Genomic DNA, 23,104 nt, shown 5'->3' with positions numbered 1-23,104 from the left:
AGCGCGCATCGCCGACCGCTGACGATCAACTTTCGTGCAGCAGTCCCAGTTTCTCTGCGGCAATAACCAGTTCGGGCACGGAACGAACCAGCATTTTGTCCAGCACCCGGCGCTTATGCACTTTAGCGGTGATTTCGCTGATGCCCATTGCCGCCGCGATCTGTTTGTTTAACAGGCCGCGAATAGTCAGCTGCATCAGCTCCGCTTCTCTGGGCGTCAGCGAATTATAGCGCCCGGTCAGCGTAACCTTTTCCCGGAAGGCGTCGGCGTTTTTCTCCGCCAGCGCCAGCGCTTCCGCAACCACTCTTAGTAGTTCGTCCGGCATTACCGGCTTGGTGAGAAACTCAAAGGCGCCGGCTTTCATCGCCCTGACGGTAATGGGGATAGTGCCGTAGCCGGTAAGGAAAATGGTAGGAATAGCGTAGCCGCGTTCGGTAAGATGCAGCGAAACGTCAAAACCATCCAGGCCGGGCATGTTCAGATCCACGATCAGGCAGGAAGGCGTGCCGTAATCCGTTTGGCTCAGAAAATCAGCCGGGGAAAGAAAAGTGGCAATCAGATAGCCTTCCGAACTGAGCAGGTTTTGCAGCGCGGCGACCACAGCTTCATCGTCATCAACAATATAAACTTTTTTATCCATAATGACTCGTTCTGGCTTCGGCCAATTCTGATTTAATGCGCGTTAATATAACCTGAAACTTTCACCTTTAAAATCGGAAACGCTTATGCCCCGATTTTTCCAGAATATTACCTTGTAGCCTCGCTTTTTCTTTTAAACGTCGCGCAAATTAAATACTCCTGTCTCTACAATACGTTATAACATGTCGTTCATTCCTTATGCGGATGAAGAAAACAGCAGCCTTAATTCTGCGAACATTATGCCCAGGGTTTTATTAAATTATGTTGTCCTGCGAAATGTCTATGGACAAATCGACGACTCTAACTTTTATTTGGCCCTGATACTTCGCTGCCATTAATTAACGATAACCTGCCGCAATCCTGATTGCTCCTGTTTAGCTGAAAAGGTTAATTCAGCGAAGCGGCGGGCAGCCGCAAACATCCCATCCTGTTGCATATCGGCCATTCCCTGTTCTGCGCGCAACTGGTCAGCCTTTCATAATCCACTAAACTCATTACTAATGCTGATGCATTACCGCAACAGCGCAAGGAGATAACCATGTCTGAACAGAGTGAAATGACCAACGTTTTCGCCAGTAAAATGCGCGACGCCGATCTGAATTTTATCGCTAATATCGCCAGTAAGTTAGGCGTAGGGCTGGGCGTGACGCTGTTTGTCAAAGGCGCGCTGGTAACGGGAAACACCATTTCCGGCAAGGAATACTATGAAAGCGTCGTCGCCTTTTTTGGCGAAACAGAGGAAGGCTCCGTAGAGCAGGCGGTAGCCAACTATTTTAAACGCACCGGCGACGCTTACTATACGCCCGAAGATGATGAAGCTTCCGTGCCGCTTAATTTTTTACATCTGAAAGATGTTTCGTTCAGGCTGGGATCGGAAAAGTTCTCGCACCATAAAAACGGCCTGCTCAGGATCAAGATAGAAGAAATAGACGGCTTTATGTTGGGGATCTCGAGCAACGACGAATAGTATAACCGCTTCAGCCTGACGGTCAGGAGAGGCTGAAGCGGTTAGCGTCAGGCCGCGTTTTCCAGCACCTGAGCCATAAAGTCGCGCACCCATTTCATGCGCAGCTTACGCTCGGCCAAATCGCGCGTAAATTTTAGCTTTGTCGGGCCGTCCAGCCGCCAGTTCTGCGGCTCTTTCTGCAGCAGGCCAATTAGCCACCTCGGATCGGCTTTGTTTTTCTCGGCAAACTCGATAAAGCCGCCTTTTTCGCTCGCTTCGACGCGGCGAATGCCAATCTTTTTCGCCAGCAGGCGCAGCGCAGCGATATCCAGCAGATTGCGCGCCGCGTCCGGCAGCTGGCCGAAGCGGTCAATCAGCTCGACTTTCAGATCTTCCAGCTCGCCTTCCTGCTGCGCGCTGGCGATGCGCTTATAGAACGACAGGCGCGTGTTCACGTCCGGGATAAAGTCATCCGGCAACAGCGCTGGCATCCGCAGTTCGATATCGGTCTGGCTGTTGGTGAGATCTTCCAGCGACGGCTCGCGGCCCTCTTTCAGCGCGTCTACCGCATTTTCCAGCAGCTCCATATAGAGCGAGAAGCCGATGGTTTCCATCTGGCCGCTCTGATCCTCGCCCAGCAGCTCGCCCGCGCCGCGAATTTCCAGATCGTGCGTCGCCAGCGCGAAACCGGCGCCCAGATCCTCCAGCGAGGCTATCGCTTCCAGCCGCTTGTGCGCGTCGGTGGTCATCGCTTTTGGATGCGGCGTCAGCAGCCACGCGTAGGCCTGATGATGCGAGCGGCCTACGCGACCGCGCAGCTGGTGGAGCTGCGCCAGGCCAAAGTGATCGGCGCGCTCGATAATAATGGTGTTGGCGGTCGGAATATCGATGCCGGTTTCGATAATGGTGGTGCAGACCAGCACGTTAAAGCGCTGATGGTGGAAGTCGTTCATCACTCGTTCCAGATCGCGTTCGCGCATCTGGCCGTGGCCGATTGCCACGCGCGCTTCCGGCACCAGCTCGGCGATGCGGTGCGCGGCCTTTTCGATATTCTCCACGTCGTTGTAGAGATAATAAACCTGGCCGCCGCGCAGCACTTCACGCAGGATCGCCTCGCGCACCACCAGATTGTCGAACTCGCGCACAAAAGTTTTTACCGCCAGACGACGCGCAGGCGGCGTGGCGATAATCGACAGATCGCGCATACCGCTCATCGCCATGTTCAGCGTGCGCGGGATCGGCGTGGCGGTCAGCGTCAGGATATCCACATCGGCACGCATCGCTTTAATGCGCTCCTTGTGGCGCACGCCGAAGCGGTGCTCTTCATCCACAATCAGCAGGCCCAGGTCGCGCCATTTGATTTCGCTTTGCAGCAGCTTGTGGGTGCCGATCAGAATATCTACTTTCCCTTCACGCGCCTCGCTAAGAATTTGCGCCTGCTCTTTGGCGCTGCGGAAGCGGGAGAGCATCTCGATACGCACCGGCCAGTTGGCGAAGCGATCGCGGAAGTTGTCGTAGTGCTGCTGGGCGAGCAGGGTCGTTGGCACCAGCACCGCGACCTGCTTGTGGTTCTCCACGGCGAGGAAAGCCGCGCGCATCGCTACTTCGGTTTTACCAAAGCCGACGTCGCCGCAGACCAGCCTGTCCATCGCCAGCGGCTGGCACATATCGCTGAGCACGGCGTTGATCGCCTGCGCCTGATCCGGCGTGGTTTCAAACGGGAAGCTGTCGCAGAAGAGCTGATACTGCTCGCGGTCGTGCTTAAAGGCGAAGCCCGCTTTGGCGGCGCGCTGGGCGTAGATATCCAGCAGCTCCGCCGCCACGTCACGTACTTTTTCCGCCGCTTTCTGCCGCGCCCGCGACCAGGCGTCGCTGCCCAGCTTGTGCAGCGGCGCGTTTTCATCGGCGCCGCCGGCGTAGCGGCTGATCAGATGTAGCGAGGAAACCGGCACGTAAAGTTTGGCGTCGCCCGCGTAGGCCAGCATCAGATATTCGGCGGTAATGCCGCCGGTTTCCAGCGTGGTCAGGCCGATATAGCGGCCAACGCCGTGCTCCAGATGCACCACCGGCTGGCCGGGATGCAGCTCCGCCAGATTGCGGATCAGCACATCGGGATTGATCGAGCGGCGCGTATCCTGGCGACGGCGGCTGACGCGCTCGCCCAGCAGATCGCTTTCGCAAATCAGCGCGCGGTTGCGCAGGCTGTCGATAAAGCCGTGTTCGCTGGCGCCAATCATCAGATAAGCGCCTGGCTGTTCCGCCTCGCTTAAGGCGTGAAGGGTTTTCGGCACCAGTTTAATGCGCGCCAGCAGCTCCTGCAGCGCTTCGCGGCGGCCTTCGCTCTCGACCGAAAAGATCACCGGGCCGCTGAACGACTCCAGAAAACGGCGCAGCGCGTCCAGCGGCGCCTTCGCCTGCGCCTGTACGGCCAGATCCGGCAGCGGCTGATAGCCAAGATTGGTATTGGCGGCTTTCTCCGCCAGCTCGTCGTTTTTCAGCTGCACGCGCGGCCATTTTTTCAGCTCGCCGAACAGCTCGTCGGTGCGCAGCCAGAGCTTCTCCGGCGGCAGGAGAGGACGCATGGGATCGACGCGACGGTTTTCAAAACGCGTGGTCACTTCCTGCCAGAAACGCTCCGCCGCGCCTTCCGGATCGCCGGTGTTGACCACCAGCGTATTGGCGGGAAGATAGCTGAACAGCGCGGGCAGCGACTGCTCGAAAAAGAGCGGCTGCCAGTATTCGATACCGGCGGGCAGCGTGCCCTTGCTGACCTGCTGATAGATATGCTCGGCTTCGCGCCGCACGTCGAAGTGTTCGCGCCACTGGGTGCGAAACAGCTCGATTGCCGCTTTATCGGTCGGAAACTCATGCGCGGGCAGCAGGTTAATGGCCTCGACTTCCTCCAGCGTGCGCTGGCTGTCGACGTCGAACAGGCGCAGGCTGTCGATCTCGTCGTCGAAAAAGTCGATGCGGTAAGGCTGCTCGCTGCCCATCGGATAGAGATCCAGCAGCGCGCCGCGCGTGGCGTATTCGCCGTGCTCCATCACCTGATCGACATGGCGATAGCCAGCCTGCTCCAGCTGGGCGCGCAGCGCATCCCGCGAAAGCTGCTGGCCCTTGCGCATCACCAGCGCGTGGCCATGCAGGAAGCTGTGCGGGCAGACGCGCTGCATCAGCGTATTCACCGGCAGGATCAGCACGCCTTTTTTCAGCGTCGGCAGGTTATAGAGCGTGGAGAGACGAGAAGAGATGATTTCCTGATGCGGCGAAAAGCTGTCGAAGGGCAGCGTTTCCCAGTCGGCGAGGCTCAGCACCGGCTCGTCGGTAAACTGCCGGATCTCATCCTGCAGCCGCAGCGAAGTTTGCATATCCGGCGCGATCAGCATCATGGGGCCGCCGTGTCGCGCCAGGATTTCCGCACATTCCACCGCGCAGGCGGCACCGGTTAGTTGTCCCAGCTGGCGCTGGTCGCCTGCTTTGGCTGGCAGGGTATATCGGGCTTGTTCAGGCATAATCAGTCAGTCGGTCTCTTCACAAAAAGGGAGAGCAGAAAACGACGCGTTTCCTGTTCGGCTAACCGAGTATACCTCTATTTCGGCGATTGATGGGTGTAGTGCATTCGGGGACGGTCAATGTTTGCCCAAACCAGCTCTTTTTCGCCGTGATAGCTGTGATTACCGTCGTCCCATTTCACATAATAGCCTGCGGGCGCGTCGCCCTGATCGAAGACGTTTACCACCAACCCCTTAATTTCGCCCGTTTTGTGCCGGACAATACTGCCTTTTGGATATTTTGACATTATAACGACTCCCGCCTTTACTCTACGCTACGTCTTGCCTTTCCCGTTGAGGGATAAGTAAGTTTACGCCCTTTTGTGCGTAACAATTGAGTAATTAGCGGTCGTTTTTCGCGTGATATTTCGACAATAAACCGGCGTGGCGAAGGCGATAACAAAAGTTAGCAAAAGAGTCAGCGGCTTAGAGGTTCCATAACGCCGGGCTAACCTTTATCATCTTCGATCACTTTTTGCCTTATTACCGCCAGAAGACGGATTACATGTATCAACCTGTCGCGTTATTTATCGGCCTGCGCTATATGCGCGGGCGAGCATCGGACCGCTTCGGACGGTTTGTATCCTGGCTTTCCGCTATCGGCATCACGCTGGGCGTGCTGGCGCTGGTCACCGTGCTGTCGGTGATGAACGGCTTTGAGCACGAGCTGGAAAAAAGCACGCTAAACCTGATGCCGCAAGCGCTGATTAGCAGCGAGAAAGGCTCCATCGACCCGCAGCAGGTGACGGCGGAGTCGCTGCAGCTGCAGGGAGTCAGCCGCGTCACGCCGCTGACCACCGGCGACGTGGTGCTGCAAAGCGCGCGCAGCGTCGGCGTTGGCGTCATGCTGGGCGTCAATCCTGATGAACCCGATCCGCTCACGCCTTTTTTAAGCAACGTGAAGCAGAGCGATCTGCAGCCCAATCAATACCGCATTATCGTCGGGGAGCAGCTGGCGGAGCAGCTGGGCCTGAAGCGCGGCGATCAGGTTCGCCTGATGGTGCCGTCCGCCAGTCAGTTTACGCCAATGGGACGGCTGCCGAGCCAGCGTCTGTTCACGGTGATCGGCACTTTCGCCGCCAACAGCGAAGTGGACGGCTATCAGATCCTGGTTAACCAGCAGGACGCCTCGCGCCTGATGCGCTATCCGGCCGGGCATATCACTGGCTGGCGCCTGTGGCTGGAGAAGCCGCTACAGGTCGATTCGCTCAGCCAGCAGAAGCTGCCCGCAGGTCTGGTGTGGAAAGACTGGCGCGAGCGCAAAGGCGAGCTGTTCCAGGCGGTGAAGATGGAGAAAAACATGATGGGGCTGCTGCTCAGCCTGATTGTCGCCGTCGCTGCGTTTAACATCATCACCTCACTGGGCCTGCTGATTATGGAAAAGCAGGGCGAAGTGGCGATTTTGCAAACGCAAGGGCTGACGCGCCGTCAGATCGTGATGGTCTTTATGGTGCAGGGCGCGACCGCCGGCATCGTCGGCGCCGTGGTCGGCGCGCTGCTGGGCGTGCTGCTGGCCAGCCAGCTCAATAACCTGATGCCGCTGATCGGCCTTTTCCTCGACGGCGCGGCGCTGCCCGTTGAGATTTCCGCCGTTCAGGTGGTGACCATTGTTGTTATTGCGATGGCCGTGGCGCTGCTCTCCACGCTCTATCCCTCCTGGCGCGCCGCCGCCGTTCAACCCGCTGAGGCTTTACGTTATGAGTAACCCAATTCTGTTGCAGTGCGACAACCTGTGCAAAAGCTACCAGGAAGGCAGCGTTCAGACAGACGTGCTGCGCAACGTCTCCTTCAGCGTGGCGCCTGGCGAAATGATGGCGATTGTCGGCAGCTCCGGCTCCGGCAAAAGTACGCTGATGCATCTGCTGGGCGGGCTGGATACGCCAACCTCCGGCGACGTCATCTTCAACGGCAACTCGCTGAACGCCATGTCTTCCACGGCGAAAGCGGAGCTGCGCAATCGCGAGTTGGGCTTTATCTACCAGTTCCACCATCTGCTGCCCGACTTCAGCGCGCTGGAAAACGTCGCGATGCCGCTGCTGATCGGTAAAGCGAGCAAAGCGCAGGCCGAGGCGAAAGCGACCGAGCTGCTGCGTGCGGTAGGGCTGGAAAAGCGCGCGGCGCATCGGCCTTCCGAGCTTTCCGGCGGCGAGCGGCAGCGCGTAGCTATCGCCCGCGCGCTGGTGAACAATCCGCGGCTGGTGCTGGCGGACGAGCCGACCGGCAATCTGGATGCGCGCAACGCGGACGCGATCTTCGATCTGCTGGGCGAGCTGAACACGCGTCAGGGCACCGCTTTTCTGGTGGTCACGCACGATCTGCATCTGGCGAAGCGGCTTAACCGCCAGATGGAGATGCGCGACGGCGTGCTCAGCGAAGAACTGACGCTGGCGGGCATAGCGTAATGGCAGGCTCTCTTTCTCTTCTGCTGGGGCTGCGCTTCAGCCGGGGCCGCCGTCGCGGCGGTATGGTGTCGCTGATTTCAGTGATTTCCACGGTCGGCATCGCGCTGGGCGTGGCGGTGTTGATTATCGGCCTCAGCGCCATGAACGGCTTCGAGCGCGAGCTGAACAACCGTATTCTGGCGGTGGTGCCGCACGGCGAAATCGAACCGGTCAACCAGCCCTTTACCGGCTGGCAGTCGCTGCTGCCGGCGGTGGAAAAGGTCAACGGCATCGCCGCCGCCGCGCCCTATATCAACTTTACCGGCCTGATCGAAAGCGGTGCGAAGCTGCAGGCGATTCAGGTAAAAGGCGTCGATCCGCAGCAGGAAAGCCGACTCAGCGCGCTGCCCGCCTATGTGCAAAACAACGCCTGGCAGAGCTTTGCCGCGGGCAAACAGCAGATTATCCTCGGCCAGGGCGTCGCCAACAGCCTGAAAGTCAAACAGGGCGACTGGCTGACCATCATGATCCCTAACAGCGATCCTGAACATAAATTGCTGCAGCCGAAGCGCGTACGCCTGCAGGTCAGCGGCATTCTGGCGCTGAGCGGCATGCTGGATCACAGCCTGGCGTTGGTGCCGCTGCAGGATGCGCAAAACTATCTGGCAATGGGCGACAGCGTTACCGGCATCGCGCTGAAGATGACCAATCCTTTCGCCGCGCAGAAGCTGGTGCGGGACGCGGGCGAAGTCACCCACGCTTACGTCTATATCCGCAGCTGGATTGGCACCTATGGCTATATGTATCGCGATATCCAGATGATCCGCGCCATTATGTATCTGGCGATGGTGCTGGTGATCGGCGTGGCCTGCTTTAACATCGTCTCGACGCTGGTAATGGCGGTAAAAGACAAGAGCGGCGATATCGCCGTGCTGCGCACCCTGGGCGCGAAAGATGGGCTGATCCGCGCGATTTTCGTCTGGTACGGCCTGATGGCGGGCTTGCTGGGCAGCGTCAGCGGCGTGGTGGTCGGCGTGCTGGCTGCCTTTAATCTGACGCCGATCATCCACGGTATTGAAACCTTAACCGGCTATCATTTCCTGTCGGGCGACATCTATTTTATCGACTTCCTGCCGTCGGAAGTGCACTGGCTGGACGTAGGTATTGTACTGATCACCTCGCTGCTGCTTTCGCTGGTCGCCAGCTGGTATCCGGCGCGAAGGGCCAGCCGCATCGATCCGGCTCGGGTGCTCAGTGGGCAATAACTTTTATTATGGCTTCGACGTCGGCGGCAGCAAAATCGCGCTGGGCGTCTATGATAAGGCGCGACGGCAGATCTGGAGCAAACGTGTCGCCACGCCGGCGCATGACTATGCTCTGTTGCTGGAGCGGATCGCCGCGCTGACTTTTGAAGCGGATGCGTTTTGCGGCAGCCGGGGCCGCGTTGGCGTCGGCATTCCCGGCCTGCCGGTGCCGGATGACGGCACCGTGTTCACCGCCAATATTCCGGCGGCGCAAGGCCAGCGGCTGCAGGCCGATCTCAGCCAGCGGCTGGGCCGCGAAGTCCGTATCGATAACGATGCCAACTGCTTCGCGCTGTCGGAAGCCTGGGACGACGAGTTCAAAACCTTTCCGGTAGTGCTGGGACTGATCCTGGGCACCGGCGTGGGCGGCGGGCTGATTGTGGACGGCAAACCGCTGACCGGCCGTAATTTCGTCGCGGGCGAATTCGGCCATATGCGGCTGCCGCTGGACGCGCTGGAGGTGCTGGAGATACCTGGCCGGGATGTGGAACAGCCGCTGTGCGGCTGCGGCAAGCGCGGCTGCATCGAGCCGTGGCTCTCCGGCACAGGTTTCGCCCGGCTGTGGCGATTGCATTATCAGTCAGATCTCAGTGCGCCCGCGATCGTCAGCCGTTATTATCAACAGGATCAGCAGGCTATTGCCCATACGGCCCGTTATCAGGCGCTGCTGGCCGTTTGCCTGGCCAACTGGCTGACGCTGGTGGATCCGCATCTGGTGGTGCTGGGCGGCGGGCTGTCGGGTTTTAAAGCGCTCTATGACGGGCTGGAGCAACAGGTGGCGACGCATCTGCTGCCGCGCGCGAAGCCGCCGCGCATCGTCCAGGCCCGTCATGGCGACGCGGGCGGCACGCGCGGCGCCGCTTTTTTGCACATTCAGGACTAGAGGATTTATGATGCGTACACCCCGTCGCCGGTTGAGACTGGCCCGCTACAAGAAAACCCGCCGCAAAGTTCAGCAGCGTTTTCGCCAGCGGATTTTCGAACGCGACCGTAACCTGGAGATAGCTATGCATCCTTTACCGCGAGTCGTTGTGCTGACCGGCGCAGGCATTTCCGCCGAGTCAGGCATCCGCACTTTCCGCGCCTCAGACGGCCTGTGGGAAGAGCACAAAGTGGAGGACGTAGCGACGCCGGAAGGTTTCGCGCGCGATCCGCAAAAAGTGCAGGCGTTCTATAACGCCCGCCGTCGCCAGTTAACCAGCGGCGATATTCAGCCCAACGCGGCGCACGAGGCGCTGGCGAAGCTGGAAGCCGCGCTGGGCGACCATTTTCTGCTGGTGACGCAAAATATCGACAACCTGCACGAGCGGGCAGGCAACCGCAACGTTATCCATATGCACGGCGAGCTGCTGAAGGTGCGCTGCGTCAACAGCGGCCAGGTGCTGCACTGGCAGGAAGACGTGAAGGAAGAGGATCGCTGCCACTGCTGCCAGTTCCCGTCCGTGCTGCGACCGCACGTGGTGTGGTTCGGCGAGATGCCGCTGCAGATGGATGAAATCTATCAGGCGATCGCGCAGGCGGACTACTTTATCGCTATCGGCACTTCGGGCCATGTCTATCCTGCGGCGGGCTTTGTCCATGAAGCTAAGCTGCAGGGCGCGCATACCGTGGAGCTGAATCTGGAGCCAAGCCAGGTCGGCAGCGAGTTCGAAGAGAAAGAGTACGGGCTGGCAAGCGAAGTGGTGCCGCGCTTTGTACAGCGGCTGCTGCAGAAAACGCAATAAACGCAATAGCGGGAGGACGGCAGCAGCCGTCCTTTTTATTTTCTCTCTTCAGGCCGGGCGGCCGCGACGCGGTAAAGAGAAAATCAGATGCGCCACAATGCCGCCGACCAATCCCCAAAACGCCGCGCCGATGCCCAGTAAAGAGAGCCCCGAAGCCGTAATCAGAAAAGTTATCACTGCTGCCTCGCGCTGTTTCTCTTCCGCCAGCGCCCGCTGTAAACTTCCCGCGATGGTTCCCAACAGCGCCAGCCCCGCGATGGTATGGATCAGCGCGGGCGGCAGCGCGCCGAACAGCTGGCCGATGGCGCCGCCGAACAGACCCGCCAGCAGATAGAAAAACCCCGCGCAGACGGCGCCCCAGTAGCGGCGCTGTGGATCGGGATGGACTTCCGGCCCCATACAGATGGCCGCCGTAATGGCCGCGATACAGACCGAAAAGCCGCCAAAAGGAGAAAGCAGCAGCGAGGTCAGCCCGGTCCAGCTCATCAGCGAGGAGACCGGCGCCGGATAGCCCGCAGCTTTCAGCGTGGCAATGCCCGGCGCGTTTTGCGACGCCATCGTCACTATAAAAAAAGGCACGCCAATACCCAGCAGCGTCGACCAGCTGAACTGCGGCGCGATAAACTGCGGCAGCGCAAACGCCAGCGGCTGCTGTGAAAGGTGAATGTCGCCTTTGGCGGCCGCGACCGCCAGACCGACCAGCAGCGTCACCATAATCGCATAGCGCGGCAGAAAGCGACGGGCCAACAGATAAGCCAGGCACATGCTGGCGGTCAGCGCGAAGTCGGGCTGCAGCGAAGCGAAGGCGTCCAGACCAAAGCGCAGCAGGATGCCCGCCAGCATCGCGCCGGAGATCGCCTGGGGAATATGGTTCATCAGCCGCGCAAACAGGCCGGTTACGCCGCAGAGAAAAATCAGACCCGAAGCGAAAACAAATACGCCGATGGTTTCCGGCATCGAGGTGCCGGGCAGGCTGGTGACCAGCAGCGCCGCGCCGGGCGTGGACCAGGCTGTCAGCACCGGCGCGCGGTAATAAAGCGATAGCCCGATCGAAGTCATGCCCATCGCCAGGCCCAGCATACTCAGCCAGCCGCCCAGCTGCGCCGTGGTGGCGCCTGCAGCGTCCGCCGCCTGAAAAATAATCGCGGCGGAGCTGGTATAGCCGACCAGCACCGCGACAAATCCCGCCACCACGGCAGGCAGGGTAAGATGACGTAGAGAGAAAGCCGGGCGCATGATAACCTCCGGGTTGTGCGTTATAGCGCACAGACTAGCACTGTGCGCTATAACGCACAAGCGCTATACTGGGGCTATTTGCAAGGAGCCATAATGACCACAGAATGTCCTGAACCCGGCCTTGTGCTGAAAACCCTACGGCAGGCCCGCGCCTGGAGCCTCAGTGAAGCCGCCACGCAGACCGGCGTCAGTAAAGCGATGCTCGGTCAGATTGAACGCGGTGAATCCAGCCCGACCGTGGCCACGCTATGGAAGATAGCAACGGGCTTCAATGTGCCTTTCTCGCTGTTTATCAACGAACAGGCCATGCGGGCGACCGGAGAGGAAAGGCGCCGCAGGCCACAAACAGCGGCGACCATGCAGGCCAGTCCGCTGTTTCCCTACGATCCTCAGCTGGGCTTCGATATGCTGGTGGTAGAGCTGGCCGCAGGCGCGCTCAGCGAATCTTCCGCTCATGAACGCGGCGTAGTGGAACACGTTGTGGTGATTGCCGGCGAACTGCAGCTGGCGACCGGCGCGCAATGGCATACGCTTAAAGCTGGGGAAGGGCTGCGCTTTCAGGCGGACACGTCGCACAGCTATCGCAACGACAGCGAGCAACCGGTGCGGTTTTACAGCCTGATCCACTATCCACGCGGGGATGTAGCCGGATGTTCCACACGCGTAACTGACCTGACGCAATAAATGTCAGGCTAAATAACAGATAATAACCATCCGCACTCAGAGGGAAGGCAGATGACAAATTTACTCGAACGCTTCTTGCACTATGTTTCATTCGACACGCAGTCTAAAGCGCATGTTCGGCAAATCCCCAGCACGGAAGGGCAGTGGCGGCTGGCTCGCGAGTTGAAAAAGGAGCTGGAAGCGCTGGGTCTGAGCAACGTCACGCTGAGCGAGCACGCGATTGTCATGGCGACGCTGCCCGCCAACGTCGCGTGGCCGGTGCCAACGATAGGGTTTATCGCCCATATTGATACCTCGCCGGATTTTACCGGTAAAAATGTTTGTCCGCAGATCGTAGAAAATTATCGCGGCGGCGATATCGCGCTGGGGATCGGCGATGAGGTGCTGTCGCCGGTAATGTTTCCCGTGCTGCACCGCCTGACCGGCCACACGCTGATCACCACCGACGGCAAAACGCTACTGGGCGCGGATGACAAAGCGGGCATGGCGGAGATCGTCACGGCGATCGCCCGGCTGAAAAGCGAAAATATTCCGCACGGCGATATCCGCATCGCCTTTACCCCGGACGAAGAGACCGGCAAAGGCACCAGCTGCTTCGACGTGGCGGCGTTCGGCGCGGAATGGGCCTATACCGTCGACGGCAGCGGGCTGGGCGAGTTTGAGTATGAAAACTTCAACGCCGCTTCCGCGACCGTGAAAATCGTCGGCAATAATGTGCATCCCGGCAGCGCCAAAGGCGTGATGGTCAACGCGCTGGATCTGGCGATGCGCTTTCACGCGGCGATGCCGGAAGCCGAAGTGCCGGAGCATACCGAAGGCTACGAGGGTTTTTACCACCTGCACGGCATCAAGGGCAGCGTGGATAAAGCGGAACTGCACTACATTATCCGCGATTTCGACCGCGAGAGCTTTGAAGCCCGCAAACAGACCATGAAGGATATCGCCGCCACGCTGGCCGCGGGCAAACAGCCGGGCGTAAGCGTCGAGGTACAGACAGAAGACAGCTACTACAACATGCGTGAGAAAATTGAGGCGCATCCGCATATTATCGCGCTGGCGCTACAGGCGATGCGGGAGTGCGGCGTGGAGCCGTTAACCAAACCGATTCGCGGCGGTACCGACGGCGCGGCGCTGTCGTTTAAAGGGCTGCCCTGTCCAAATATTTTCACCGGCGGCTACAACTATCACGGCAAGCATGAGTTCGCTTCGCTGGATATCATGGAAAAAACGGTCGCGGTGATTATGCGCATCGCGTCACTGGCCGCCGAAGAGGCGAAAAAGCCTTAATGGCGCAATGAAAAACGGCCCTTAAATCAGGGCCGTTTGCGTCTCTGCAGCGTAAAACCTTACTCTTCTTCGCTGAAGTACCAGTAGCCGCTGTTGACCAGCGCGGCCAGCTGCGCCAGGAACGACGGATCGTCCAGCGCCTCGCCCAGATCCGCCGCGCTTACCGCGTATTGGTTGGCCAGCACGCGCAAGGCAGCAGGCTGCTGCGATTCCAGCTTCTCGCCGTTGACGAACACGGCGTCACCAATCAGCAGCACGCGCAGGCCGCCCAGACGTTGCAGACTGTCGCCCTGTTGCAGCGCATCGTAGATCTCATCCGGCTGATAAGGCGGCTCCGGCGGCGCAACGTCCAGCTCATGCCGCGACTGAGAAATAAACTCGCCGAACCACTGATTGAAATGCTCCGGCTGATTGATCACTTCCAGCATCATTTCGCGGATGCCGTCCAGTTCCTGCGGCAGGATCTCAGCGGCGTGTTCGCGCGCAGGCACGTCCGGATCGCTAAAGCGACGGCTGCCCAGCTCGCGTGACAGCACATAGTCCGCAAAGCCGCTGATCAGCTCGCGTCCGCTGGGCGCACGAAAGCCGACGGAGTAGTTCAGCGCGCTCTCCAGCGAGTAGCCTTCATGCGGGAATCCTGGCGGAATATAGAGGATATCGCCCGGCTCCATCTCTTCGTCGATGATGGCGTCGAACGGCTCGACCTGCAGCAGATCCGGGTGCGGACAGTGCTGCTTCATGGCGACTTTCTCGCCCACGCGCCAGCGACGGCGACCGGTGCCCTGAATAATAAAGACGTCGTACTGATCCAGATGCGGGCCAACGCCGCCGCCGGGTACGGAAAAGGAGATCATCAGATCGTCGGTGCGCCAGTCGGGCAGAAAACGGAAAGGGCGCATCAGCGCGGCCGAAGGCTCGTGCCAGTGATCCACTGCCTGCACCAGCAGCGACCAGTTGTTCTCGCCAAGATGGTCGTAGCTTTCAAACGGGCCGTGCGCGACCTGCCATTTGTCGTTCTGATGGCTGACCAGACGGCTGTCGACCTCGTTTTCCATCGCCAGCCCGGCCAGCTCGTCCGGAGAGATCGGATCGACAAAGTTTTTAAAACCGCGCTTAAGCACGACGGGACGCTTTTGCCAGTAGCGCTGGATAAAATCGGGCCAGTTGAGATCGAGCTGATAATCCATAATGGGTGTTCCTGAAACGCTGAATTTCATCGATTATAACAGCGGGACAGCAGGGCGGGGAAAAGCATTTGCGGCAGGCGCCGCAATTTGCCGCAATCAGGCTTCGCTGTCCATTCCCTGACGGCGGAAGATCACTTCCATCCTGGCGCCGCCCAGCTCGCTGGTGGTGGCGATGATGTCGCCCGCATACTGCTCAAGGATATCGCGCGCCACCGCCAGGCCAAGCCCCTGACCGGGACGCAGCGTATCAACCCGCTGGCCGCGAATAAAAATCAGGTCGCGCTTGCTCTCCGGAATGCCCGGCCCGTCGTCTTCGACAATCAGATGCAGCTCGTCATCGGTCTGACGGCCGCGCACCTCGACAAACTCCAGGCAATATTTGCAGGCGTTATCCAGCACGTTGCCCAACACTTCCATAAAGTCGTTCTGATCGCCCACAAAGGTGATCTCCGGCGAAATATCCAGCGTCAGCTCAACGCCCTTTAGCTGATAGACCTTGTTCAGCGCCGAGCAAAGGCTGTCCAGCAGCGCCGGCACGGAATGCAGCTCGCGTTTCAGCACGTTGTGATCGGCCTGCATACTGGCGCGATGCAGATAGTAGCCAATCTGCTGCGAAATGCGGCTAATCTGCTCCAGCATAATCGGCTCTGCCTGCTCGACAGAAATATTGCGGCCGCCGCGCAGCGAGCGCAGCGTGGTCTGCAGCACCGCCAGCGGCGTTTTCAGGCTGTGCGTCAAATCGCTCAGCGTGGTGCGGTAACGGGTATAGCGCTGGCGCTCGTTGTCTAACAGGAAATTAAGATTGCGCACCAGGCTTTTCAGCTCCTGCGGCGTTTCGTCAGCCAGGGTTTCGCGCGTGCCGTGCTCCAGCTCGCGCAGCTGCGCGGCCAGCAAGCCTATCGGACGCAGGCTCCAGTGTGCGGCAAGCCACAGCAGCGGGATCACCAGCAGCAGGTTGACCAGCAGCACATAGCTGAACCATGACCAGACCACGTCGGAGTGCTGTAGCTCCTGAGGAATCGAATCCACCACTACCACCGTCAGCGCAGGCAGCGTGGGCGTGGCCGCGTAGCGGTTAACCGCTACCGAATGGGTAAAGGTGTCGTTGTTGTTGCCGTCATAGGCAGTCAGCTTGTCCTGCGCGTCCGGATTATTGCCCAGCGCCCGACGGCTGGTGCTGTTGTCGGTGCCGATCTCATAAAAATCGGCGCGCTTTAGCCACTCCCGCTTGATGCGCGAACGGATTTCCGGCACGTCCCGCAGCTGCCAGAGCAGTTTCCCTTTCTCGTTGTAAATAAAGACCAGCGTGGGGAAGTTCAGCGACATCCGCTCGGGCTGGGCGATAGTCAGCTGATTATCCTGCCACTGCGCCAGCGTAAAGAAGAGGTTGCTCTCGGCGCGCATTACCCGATAGGTGTTTTTATCGAAGCTGACCATATAGCCGACCACCGCCACCATGCCGTAGGAGAGTGACAGGATCAGCACTACCGCCGCGGTCGCCAGCAGAAAGCGCGCACGCAGCGAAAAGGGTGTTTCAGGACGAAACAGCGACATCAGAGATCGAACCGATAACCCTGCCCACGGACAGTGGTAATCACATCCTGAGGATAAACGGCCTGGATTTTTTTGCGCAGGCGACCCATAAGCACATCGATAGTGTGGCTCTCGCGCAGTTCGGCGTCGGGATAAAGTTGTAACATCAGGGAATCTTTACTGACCACCTTGCCGGCGTTGCGGATCAGCGTTTCAATAATGGTGTATTCAAAAGCGGTCAGTTTAATCTGCTGCTCGTTGATGCTCAGCTCGCGGCGCGAAAGATCGACCTGAAAAGGCGCCAGCGTCACGATCTGCGAAGCCAGGCCGCTGTTGCGGCGCATCAGCGCCTGCATCCGTGCCACCACTTCTTCAATGTGGAAAGGCTTGGTGACATAGTCGTCGGCGCCGGCTTCCAGCGCTTCAACCTTGGCCTGCCAGCCTTCGCGCGCCGTCAGCACCAGAATCGGCTGTTTGACTTCCAGACCGCGCCAGCGGCGGATCATCGTCATGCCGTCTTCATCCGGCAGACCTAAATCGACAAGGGTAATATCAGGAGTATGTTCGGTAAGAAAATAGTCGGCTTCCTTCGCGTCTTCCGCTGCATCGACCTGGTGTCCCATTTCGCGCAGCTGGACAGCCAGGTGGTGACGCAGCAGCGGATTATCTTCCACAATCAGTACGCGCATAACATTATCCTTTCTGTAGATTTGGTCAAAGACCGGTGCCTGATTTCGATCTGAGAAAAGTATAGGTTAAAGCAGGTAAACAACAGGTTAACACAGGCCGACTTATGTCGGCCTGTGAAGAGTATGGCAGCTTGCGCGCGCGCCGGCGGGAAATTACGGCAGCTCGTCGACCATCTGCACCGCGCGGCCCAGATAGTTGGCAGGCGTCATCAGTTTCAGGCGAGTTTTCTCCTCTTCCGGCAGCGCCAGGCCGTCGATAAAGGCTTTCATGCCCGCTGCGTCCACGCGCTTGCCGCGAGTCAGCTCTTTCAGCTTCTCGTAAGGCTTCTCGATGCCGTAGCGGCGCATTACGGTCTGAATCGGCTCCGCCAGCACTTCCCAGTTGTGATCCAGCTCGTCCAGCAGGCGCTCGCGGTTCACTTCCAGCTTGGAGACGCCTTTCAGCGTCGCCTGGTAGGCGATCAGCGCGTAGCCGATGCCAACGCCCAGATTGCGCAGCACCGTGGAGTCGGTCAGGTCGCGCTGCCAGCGGGAAACCGGCAGCTTGCTCGCCAGATGCTGCATCACCGCGTTAGCCAGGCCCAGGTTGCCTTCGGAGTTTTCAAAGTCGATCGGGTTGACCTTGTGCGGCATGGTGGAAGAGCCGATCTCGCCGGCGATGGTTTTCTGCTTAAAGTGGTTTAGCGCGATATAGCCCCACACGTCGCGATCGAAGTCGATCAGGATAGTGTTGAAGCGGGCGATGCAGTCGAACATTTCGGCGATATAGTCGTGCGGCTCGATCTGGGTGGTGTACGGGTTCCAGGTAATGCCCAGCGAGGTGACGAAGCTCTCGCTGACCTGATGCCAGTCAACTTCCGGGTAGGCGGCGATATGGGCGTTATAGTTGCCGACCGCGCCGTTGATTTTGCCCAGCACTTCGATGCGTTCCAGCTGGCGCAGCTGGCGTTCAAAACGGTATGCGACATTGGCCATCTCTTTGCCCAGCGTGGAAGGCGTGGCGGGCTGACCGTGCGTGCGGGAAAGCAGCGGAATATCGCGGTACTGCACTGCCAGATCTTTCACGGCGGCGATGATTTTGTTCCAGTAAGGCACAATCACGTCGCGGCGTGCGGTTTCCAGCATCAGCGCGTGCGACAGGTTGTTGATATCTTCAGAAGTACAGGCGAAGTGAATAAACTCGGAAACGGCGTGCAGCGCGGCGACCGGCTCTACTTTCTCTTTCAGAAAATATTCCACCGCCTTGACGTCATGGTTGGTGGTGCGCTCGATAGTTTTGATACGGGCCGCGTCTTCTTCGCTGAAATTAGTAACGATCGCGTCAAGGTAAGCGTTTGCGTCGGCATCAAATGCAGGAACTTCCTTGATCTCTGCGCAGGCGGCCAGTTTCTGTAACCAGCGTACTTCAACCTCGACGCGGAATTTCAGCAGGCCAAATTCGCTGAAAATAGCGCGCAGCGGGCTGACTTTGTCGCCATAACGGCCATCAATCGGGGAGACGGCAGTCAGAGAGGATAATTCCATCAGTGTAACTCCTGAAGATTAAAGAGATTGGGAACAACGGGATAAAATTTGCTTCGCCTCGTTTACCAGGCGATTGCGGGAAAACATCAGCTGCAGGCGGCCGCCGCCGACCTGTTGCCAGAGCACGGCGGCGCGAATGCCGGTAAGCAGCGCGGCGCGTACCTTGCTCTGGATCTGCGTATTCTGCAGTACGGCGGGCGAGCCGGTAACCTGAATACGCGGCCCCAGCGGGCTGATCACGTCAACGTAGATCGCGGCCATCGCGCTCAGCAGGGTATCGGATTCTAAATCGTAATGCACCAGCTGCCTGTCGAGCTGCGCGATGCGCTTTGAGAGATCGTCGAGCGCGGTTTTGCTGGCGCTCAGCTTGCGCTCCAGCACCATCATGCTCAGGGTATAGCGGGTCAGCTCGGCGCCCGCGCCGTGACGGCTGCTGCTGTTAAGCACCGCGATCAGCGTCTCCAGGCCGAAGCGCAGGTTTTCCTCCTGGCCGCCGTAAACGGCCAGCGTCGAGGAGGGATTCAGGTCGATAACGCTCGCCAGCGACACCTTCAGCGCCTCGGGCGGACAGTGACCCTGATGCGCCAGCTGCTGCACCAGATGCGCCGCCTGACAGATGCCCGCCAGGGCCAGGGTGATATCGTAATAATTTTTCGCCACGGTAACTCCTGTATGCGTCGTCACCAGGCGGTTAGCCGCCCGGTGTAACCCTTAAAGCGGCAGGCGCTCTTCGATAATGCCGCCGCCCAGGCAGACTTCGCCCTGATAAAACACGGCGGACTGGCCCGGCGTTACGGCCGCAACCGGCTCGTCAAAGCGGACTTCCAGACGATCTTCGCCCAGCGGCGTCACCAGGCAGGGAATATCGCTCTGGCGATAGCGGGTTTTCACCGTGCAGCGGAACGGCTCGGTAATCGTCTCGCGATCCACCAGATGCAGCTGCTGAGCGATCAGGCCGACCGACATCAGGCGCGGATGATCGTGACCCTGCGCCACCACCAGCAGATTGTTCGCCACATCTTTGTCCACCACGTACCACGGCTCTTCGCTGCCTTCTTTGGTGCCGCCGATGCCCAGCCCTTTGCGCTGTCCCAGCGTATGGTACATCAATCCCTGATGCTCGCCGACGACTTCGCCTTCCGTACTGACGATGCGGCCAGGCTGCGCGGGCAGGTAGCGTCCCAGGAAGTCGCGGAATTTACGCTCGCCGATAAAGCAGATGCCGGTGGAATCTTTTTTCTTCGCCGTCACCAGCTCCAGCTCTTCGGCGATGCGGCGTACTTCCGGCTTGGCCAGCTCGCCGACCGGGAACAGGCTCTGCGCGATCTGCTCGTGGCTCAGGGTATAGAGGAAATAGCTCTGGTCTTTGTTATCGTCCAGGCCGCGCAGCAGCTGGCTTTTGCCGTCGACATCCTGACGGCGCACGTAGTGGCCGGTGGCGATAAAGTCCGCGCCCAGATCTTCAGCGGCGAACTCCAGGAAGGCTTTAAACTTGATCTCTTTATTGCAGAGAATATCCGGGTTTGGCGTGCGGCCGGCCTTGTACTCTTCCAGGAAATGTTCGAACACATTGTCCCAGTATTCCGCCGCAAAGTTCACGGTATGTAGATGAATGCCCAGCTTGTCGCAAACCGCCTGCGCATCGGCTAAATCTTCCGCCGCGGTACAGTACTCCTCACCGTCGTCCTCCTCCCAGTTCTTCATAAACAGGCCTTCGACCTGATAGCCCTGTTGCAGCAGCAACCAGGCGGAAACGGAGGAATCTACGCCGCCGGACATACCGACGATCACTTTTTTCTGACTTGACATGAGAAGTACCCGACTTTGAGTTGCAGTTAAAGGCTGCACTTTAAAATTGCGGCGTAGTCTACCACGCGTCGGCGGCGGGCGCATCCTCGCTAAAGGGCCACTGGAACGCGCTCAGCACCTCAAGCGGGTAGCGCGTGCCCTGCTGGTAAATCCGCAAACTTTCGGCAACCAGCGGCGAACGTAGCTTTTTCGCGCCGATAATCTCTTCCGGCGGCAGCCACAGCGCGCGATCGATATCGCGATCCTGCGGATAAGTCGGCAGCATTTTCGGTAAATCCAGCGCGAACAGAAAGCGCAGAAAAGGCGTATTGTCAGGCGCGATCCACTGGTGAAGACGCAGGAAAGCCTGCGGCACGCCTTCAAGGCCCGTCTCTTCGTGCAGCTCGCGCGCGGCGGCCTGCAGCAGGGTTTCGTTGGCTTCCAGATGACCGGCGGGCTGATTCCAGGTCGCGCGACCGCGCACCATCTCTTCGACCACCAGGAAGTGACCTTCCGCCTGTACGACGGTGGCGACGGTAACGTGCGGTTTAAACATGCTGGCTCCTTGCTGTCGAAAAATTCAGAGTGGGAAGTCGGCGGTAACGTCGCGCCACTCTCCCGGCGATAGATTTTGTAGCTCCGTGCTGCCCATAGCGAAGCGGATCAGGCGTAGCGTCGGAAAACCGATATGGGCGGTCATGCGCCGAACCTGACGATTACGCCCCTCAAACAGGGTAATTCTCAGCCAGCTGGTGGGAATGGCCTTGCGCTCGCGTATCGGCGGATTGCGCGGCCAGATCCAGTCAGGTTCAGCGACGATTTCCACGCCGGCAGGCAGAGTAGGGCCATCTTTCAGATTAATGCCATCGCGCAGCGGCTGAATATCGCTCTCCTGCGGCGCGCCTTCCACCTGAACATAGTAGATTTTGCCGGTGCGTTTGCCCGGCTGCGTCAGCGCCGCCTGCAGCGCGCCGTCGTTGGTCAGCACCATCAGCCCTTCGCTGTCGCGATCCAGGCGTCCGGCGGCGTAAACATCGCTGACCGGAATAAAATCTTTCAGCGTGCTGCGGCCCGCTTCGTCGCTGAACTGCGGCAGCACATCATAGGGTTTGTTAAAAATGATAACGCGACGCGGTCCCTTTGGGCGCTGCGCCGGGCTGAATCGTTTAAGGCGGTGATTATTAACGGAAGATTTACGCATAGTCTTTGCACTTGTTCTCAATCGGCGCATTATAGCGCAAGCGGTGAAGATTGGCGCGGCGTGAATATTCGAGTAGTATTGACGCGCATCTTACAAATCATTAACAAAAAAGCGCTCGAAGGAGAGGTTAATGGAAAGCAAAGTAGTTGTTCCGGCGGAAGGTCAGAAAATCACCCTGGATCAGGGCAAGCTGAACGTCCCAAACAATCCGATCATCCCTTTTATTGAAGGCGACGGCATTGGGGTCGACGTTTCTCCCGTGATGATCAAGGTGGTCGATGCCGCTGTGCAGAAAGCTTATAACGGTGAGCGTAAAATTTCCTGGATGGAAATTTATACCGGTGAGAAGTCAGTAGAGCTGTACGGCCAGGATGTCTGGCTGCCGCAAGAAACCCTGGATTTAATCAAAGAGTACCGTGTGGCGATCAAAGGCCCACTGACTACGCCAGTCGGCGGCGGTATTCGCTCCCTGAACGTGGCCCTGCGCCAGCAGCTGGATCTCTACATTTGCCTGCGTCCTGTACGCTACTACACCGGCACGCCAAGCCCGGTTAAGCGTCCGGAAGAGACCGATATGGTGATCTTCCGCGAAAACTCCGAAGATATCTATGCCGGTATCGAGTGGAAAGCCGGTACGCCGGAAGCGGACAAAGTCATTAAATTCCTGCGCGACGAAATGGGCGTGTCAAAAATTCGCTTCCCTGAGCAGTGCGGTATCGGCGTGAAGCCATGCTCGGAAGAGGGCACCAAGCGCCTGGTGCGCGCGGCTATCGAATACGCCATTACCAACGATCGCGATTCCGTGACCCTGGTGCACAAAGGCAACATCATGAAGTTCACCGAAGGCGCTTTCAAAGACTGGGGTTACCAGCTGGCGAAAGAAGAGTTCGGCGGCGAACTGATTGACGGCGGCCCGTGGCTGAAAATCAAAAACCCGAACACCGGCAAAGAGATCGTGGTTAAAGACGTGATCGCCGATGCGTTCCTGCAGCAGATCCTGCTGCGTCCGGCGGAATATGACGTTATCGCCTGTATGAACCTGAACGGCGACTACATCTCCGACGCTCTGGCAGCGCAGGTTGGCGGTATCGGCATCGCGCCTGGCGCCAACATCGGCGACGAATGCGCGCTGTTCGAAGCTACCCACGGCACCGCGCCTAAATATGCGGGTCAGGATAAAGTGAACCCAGGTTCCGTGATCCTTTCTGCAGAGATGATGCTGCGCCATATGGGCTGGTTCGAAGCCGCAGACCTGATTGTTAAAGGCATGGAAGGCGCCATCGCGGCCAAAACCGTGACCTATGACTTTGAACGTCTGATGGATGGCGCTAAGCTGCTGAAATCTTCAGAGTTCGGCGAAGCCATGATTAGCCATATGTAATTACGTTACGGTGTAACGTCAAGGGAACCCGAGGGTTCCCTTTTTTATT

The 23,104-nt window shown here is 58.8% G+C and carries 21 protein-coding genes; 9 read left to right on the top strand and 12 right to left on the bottom strand.

Features of this window, described 5'->3' with window-relative positions; genetic code table 11:
- Positions 1 to 25 precede the first annotated feature (25 nt).
- The gene (locus MKZ79_RS06890) at positions 26 to 640 is read right to left on the bottom strand and encodes a response regulator transcription factor (protein WP_336140873.1); all 615 of its coding nucleotides are present in this window, start codon (positions 638 to 640) and stop codon (positions 26 to 28) included.
- 537 nt (positions 641 to 1,177) lie between these two features.
- On the opposite strand from MKZ79_RS06890, the gene MKZ79_RS06885 reads away from it, so the two are divergent.
- The gene (locus tag MKZ79_RS06885) at positions 1,178 to 1,606 is read left to right on the top strand and encodes a hypothetical protein (RefSeq protein ID WP_336140872.1); all 429 of its coding nucleotides are present in this window, start codon (positions 1,178 to 1,180) and stop codon (positions 1,604 to 1,606) included.
- A gap of 47 nt (positions 1,607 to 1,653) precedes the next feature.
- On the opposite strand, the gene mfd is transcribed toward MKZ79_RS06885, so the two are convergent.
- Entirely contained in the window at positions 1,654 to 5,097 is a 3,444-nt protein-coding gene (gene mfd / locus MKZ79_RS06880; RefSeq protein ID WP_336140871.1) for a transcription-repair coupling factor, read from the bottom strand.
- Between the two features lie 77 nt (positions 5,098 to 5,174).
- Positions 5,175 to 5,384 (bottom strand): hypothetical protein, encoded by a 210-nt coding sequence (locus MKZ79_RS06875; RefSeq protein WP_336140870.1) that lies wholly within the window; start codon positions 5,382 to 5,384, stop codon positions 5,175 to 5,177.
- A 257-nt stretch (positions 5,385 to 5,641) separates the two neighbouring features.
- On the opposite strand from MKZ79_RS06875, the gene lolC reads away from it, so the two are divergent.
- The 5 genes from lolC to cobB are packed head-to-tail and all read left to right on the top strand — an operon-like array spanning position 5,642 to position 10,545.
- On the top strand, positions 5,642 to 6,841 hold the full coding sequence (lolC, locus tag MKZ79_RS06870; protein WP_336140869.1) for a lipoprotein-releasing ABC transporter permease subunit LolC: 1,200 nt from the start codon (positions 5,642 to 5,644) through the stop codon (positions 6,839 to 6,841).
- Entirely contained in the window at positions 6,834 to 7,538 is a 705-nt protein-coding gene (gene lolD, locus MKZ79_RS06865) for a lipoprotein-releasing ABC transporter ATP-binding protein LolD (protein WP_336140868.1), read from the top strand. Before lolC ends, lolD begins: the two co-directional genes overlap by 8 nt.
- The gene (gene lolE, locus MKZ79_RS06860; protein WP_336140867.1) at positions 7,538 to 8,782 is read left to right on the top strand and encodes a lipoprotein-releasing ABC transporter permease subunit LolE; all 1,245 of its coding nucleotides are present in this window, start codon (positions 7,538 to 7,540) and stop codon (positions 8,780 to 8,782) included. Before lolD ends, lolE begins: the two co-directional genes overlap by 1 nt.
- Positions 8,772 to 9,704 carry an N-acetylglucosamine kinase gene (nagK, locus tag MKZ79_RS06855; protein ID WP_336140866.1) on the top strand — a complete coding sequence of 311 codons (933 nt, stop codon included), beginning with the start codon at positions 8,772 to 8,774 and terminating at the stop codon, positions 9,702 to 9,704. Before lolE ends, nagK begins: the two co-directional genes overlap by 11 nt.
- 10 nt (positions 9,705 to 9,714) lie before the next feature.
- A complete protein-coding gene (gene cobB / locus MKZ79_RS06850; RefSeq protein ID WP_336141370.1) occupies positions 9,715 to 10,545 on the top strand; it encodes a Sir2 family NAD+-dependent deacetylase in 831 nt (276 codons plus the stop codon).
- A 48-nt stretch (positions 10,546 to 10,593) separates the two neighbouring features.
- Here cobB and MKZ79_RS06845 read toward each other — a convergent pair whose 3' ends face one another.
- On the bottom strand, positions 10,594 to 11,781 hold the full coding sequence (locus tag MKZ79_RS06845; protein WP_336140865.1) for a benzoate/H(+) symporter BenE family transporter: 1,188 nt from the start codon (positions 11,779 to 11,781) through the stop codon (positions 10,594 to 10,596).
- Between the two features lie 93 nt (positions 11,782 to 11,874).
- On the opposite strand from MKZ79_RS06845, the gene MKZ79_RS06840 reads away from it, so the two are divergent.
- Positions 11,875 to 12,465 carry a helix-turn-helix domain-containing protein gene (locus MKZ79_RS06840; RefSeq protein WP_336140864.1) on the top strand — a complete coding sequence of 197 codons (591 nt, stop codon included), beginning with the start codon at positions 11,875 to 11,877 and terminating at the stop codon, positions 12,463 to 12,465.
- 51 nt (positions 12,466 to 12,516) lie between these two features.
- Entirely contained in the window at positions 12,517 to 13,752 is a 1,236-nt protein-coding gene (pepT, locus tag MKZ79_RS06835; protein ID WP_336140863.1) for a peptidase T, read from the top strand.
- A gap of 59 nt (positions 13,753 to 13,811) precedes the next feature.
- Here pepT and MKZ79_RS06830 read toward each other — a convergent pair whose 3' ends face one another.
- The 8 genes from MKZ79_RS06830 to rluE all read right to left on the bottom strand — a co-directional run bounded on the left by MKZ79_RS06830 (position 13,812) and on the right by rluE (position 21,674).
- A complete protein-coding gene (locus MKZ79_RS06830) occupies positions 13,812 to 14,939 on the bottom strand; it encodes a ribosomal protein uL16 3-hydroxylase (RefSeq protein ID WP_336140862.1) in 1,128 nt (375 codons plus the stop codon).
- 96 nt (positions 14,940 to 15,035) lie between these two features.
- The gene (gene phoQ / locus MKZ79_RS06825; protein WP_336140861.1) at positions 15,036 to 16,493 is read right to left on the bottom strand and encodes a two-component system sensor histidine kinase PhoQ; all 1,458 of its coding nucleotides are present in this window, start codon (positions 16,491 to 16,493) and stop codon (positions 15,036 to 15,038) included.
- The gene (gene phoP, locus MKZ79_RS06820; RefSeq protein WP_336140860.1) at positions 16,493 to 17,161 is read right to left on the bottom strand and encodes a two-component system response regulator PhoP; all 669 of its coding nucleotides are present in this window, start codon (positions 17,159 to 17,161) and stop codon (positions 16,493 to 16,495) included. Before phoP ends, phoQ begins: the two co-directional genes overlap by 1 nt.
- 153 nt (positions 17,162 to 17,314) lie before the next feature.
- Entirely contained in the window at positions 17,315 to 18,685 is a 1,371-nt protein-coding gene (gene purB, locus MKZ79_RS06815) for an adenylosuccinate lyase (protein WP_336140859.1), read from the bottom strand.
- Positions 18,686 to 18,703: 18 nt separating this feature from the next.
- Complete coding sequence (hflD, locus tag MKZ79_RS06810; RefSeq protein WP_336140858.1) at positions 18,704 to 19,345, bottom strand: high frequency lysogenization protein HflD; 642 nt, start codon at positions 19,343 to 19,345, stop codon at positions 18,704 to 18,706.
- A gap of 51 nt (positions 19,346 to 19,396) precedes the next feature.
- Positions 19,397 to 20,494 carry a tRNA 2-thiouridine(34) synthase MnmA gene (gene mnmA, locus MKZ79_RS06805; RefSeq protein ID WP_336140857.1) on the bottom strand — a complete coding sequence of 366 codons (1,098 nt, stop codon included), beginning with the start codon at positions 20,492 to 20,494 and terminating at the stop codon, positions 19,397 to 19,399.
- A gap of 58 nt (positions 20,495 to 20,552) precedes the next feature.
- Positions 20,553 to 21,029, bottom strand: a complete 477-nt coding sequence (locus MKZ79_RS06800) for an NUDIX hydrolase (protein ID WP_336140856.1) — start codon at positions 21,027 to 21,029, stop codon at positions 20,553 to 20,555.
- Between the two features lie 24 nt (positions 21,030 to 21,053).
- Positions 21,054 to 21,674: a 23S rRNA pseudouridine(2457) synthase RluE gene (rluE, locus tag MKZ79_RS06795; RefSeq protein WP_336140855.1), complete on the bottom strand. Its 621-nt coding sequence runs from the start codon at positions 21,672 to 21,674 to the stop codon at positions 21,054 to 21,056.
- Between the two features lie 130 nt (positions 21,675 to 21,804).
- On the opposite strand from rluE, the gene icd reads away from it, so the two are divergent.
- Positions 21,805 to 23,055, top strand: a complete 1,251-nt coding sequence (icd, locus tag MKZ79_RS06790) for an NADP-dependent isocitrate dehydrogenase (RefSeq protein WP_336140854.1) — start codon at positions 21,805 to 21,807, stop codon at positions 23,053 to 23,055.
- Positions 23,056 to 23,104 lie beyond the last annotated feature (49 nt).

The organism is Erwinia sp. CGal63 (assembly GCF_037026505.1).
Lineage (GTDB): Bacteria > Pseudomonadota > Gammaproteobacteria > Enterobacterales > Enterobacteriaceae > Erwinia.
This window is presented reverse-complemented; position numbering and strand designations above follow the sequence as displayed.

What these genes read in the sequence shown, in the direction of transcription:
- MKZ79_RS06890 (WP_336140873.1), bottom strand. Translation starts at nt 640, where the DNA reads ATGGATAAAAAAGTTTATATTGTTGATGACGATGAAGCTGTGGTCGCC.
- MKZ79_RS06885 (WP_336140872.1), top strand. Translation starts at nt 1,178, where the DNA reads ATGTCTGAACAGAGTGAAATGACCAACGTTTTCGCCAGTAAAATGCGC.
- mfd (WP_336140871.1), bottom strand. Translation starts at nt 5,097, where the DNA reads ATGCCTGAACAAGCCCGATATACCCTGCCAGCCAAAGCAGGCGACCAG.
- MKZ79_RS06875 (WP_336140870.1), bottom strand. Translation starts at nt 5,384, where the DNA reads ATGTCAAAATATCCAAAAGGCAGTATTGTCCGGCACAAAACGGGCGAA.
- lolC (WP_336140869.1), top strand. Translation starts at nt 5,642, where the DNA reads ATGTATCAACCTGTCGCGTTATTTATCGGCCTGCGCTATATGCGCGGG.
- lolD (WP_336140868.1), top strand. Translation starts at nt 6,834, where the DNA reads ATGAGTAACCCAATTCTGTTGCAGTGCGACAACCTGTGCAAAAGCTAC.
- lolE (WP_336140867.1), top strand. Translation starts at nt 7,538, where the DNA reads ATGGCAGGCTCTCTTTCTCTTCTGCTGGGGCTGCGCTTCAGCCGGGGC.
- cobB (WP_336141370.1), top strand. Translation starts at nt 9,715, where the DNA reads ATGCGTACACCCCGTCGCCGGTTGAGACTGGCCCGCTACAAGAAAACC.
- MKZ79_RS06845 (WP_336140865.1), bottom strand. Translation starts at nt 11,781, where the DNA reads ATGCGCCCGGCTTTCTCTCTACGTCATCTTACCCTGCCTGCCGTGGTG.
- MKZ79_RS06840 (WP_336140864.1), top strand. Translation starts at nt 11,875, where the DNA reads ATGACCACAGAATGTCCTGAACCCGGCCTTGTGCTGAAAACCCTACGG.
- pepT (WP_336140863.1), top strand. Translation starts at nt 12,517, where the DNA reads ATGACAAATTTACTCGAACGCTTCTTGCACTATGTTTCATTCGACACG.
- MKZ79_RS06830 (WP_336140862.1), bottom strand. Translation starts at nt 14,939, where the DNA reads ATGGATTATCAGCTCGATCTCAACTGGCCCGATTTTATCCAGCGCTAC.
- phoQ (WP_336140861.1), bottom strand. Translation starts at nt 16,493, where the DNA reads ATGTCGCTGTTTCGTCCTGAAACACCCTTTTCGCTGCGTGCGCGCTTT.
- phoP (WP_336140860.1), bottom strand. Translation starts at nt 17,161, where the DNA reads ATGCGCGTACTGATTGTGGAAGATAATCCGCTGCTGCGTCACCACCTG.
- purB (WP_336140859.1), bottom strand. Translation starts at nt 18,685, where the DNA reads ATGGAATTATCCTCTCTGACTGCCGTCTCCCCGATTGATGGCCGTTAT.
- mnmA (WP_336140857.1), bottom strand. Translation starts at nt 20,494, where the DNA reads ATGTCAAGTCAGAAAAAAGTGATCGTCGGTATGTCCGGCGGCGTAGAT.
- MKZ79_RS06800 (WP_336140856.1), bottom strand. Translation starts at nt 21,029, where the DNA reads ATGTTTAAACCGCACGTTACCGTCGCCACCGTCGTACAGGCGGAAGGT.
- rluE (WP_336140855.1), bottom strand. Translation starts at nt 21,674, where the DNA reads ATGCGTAAATCTTCCGTTAATAATCACCGCCTTAAACGATTCAGCCCG.
- icd (WP_336140854.1), top strand. Translation starts at nt 21,805, where the DNA reads ATGGAAAGCAAAGTAGTTGTTCCGGCGGAAGGTCAGAAAATCACCCTG.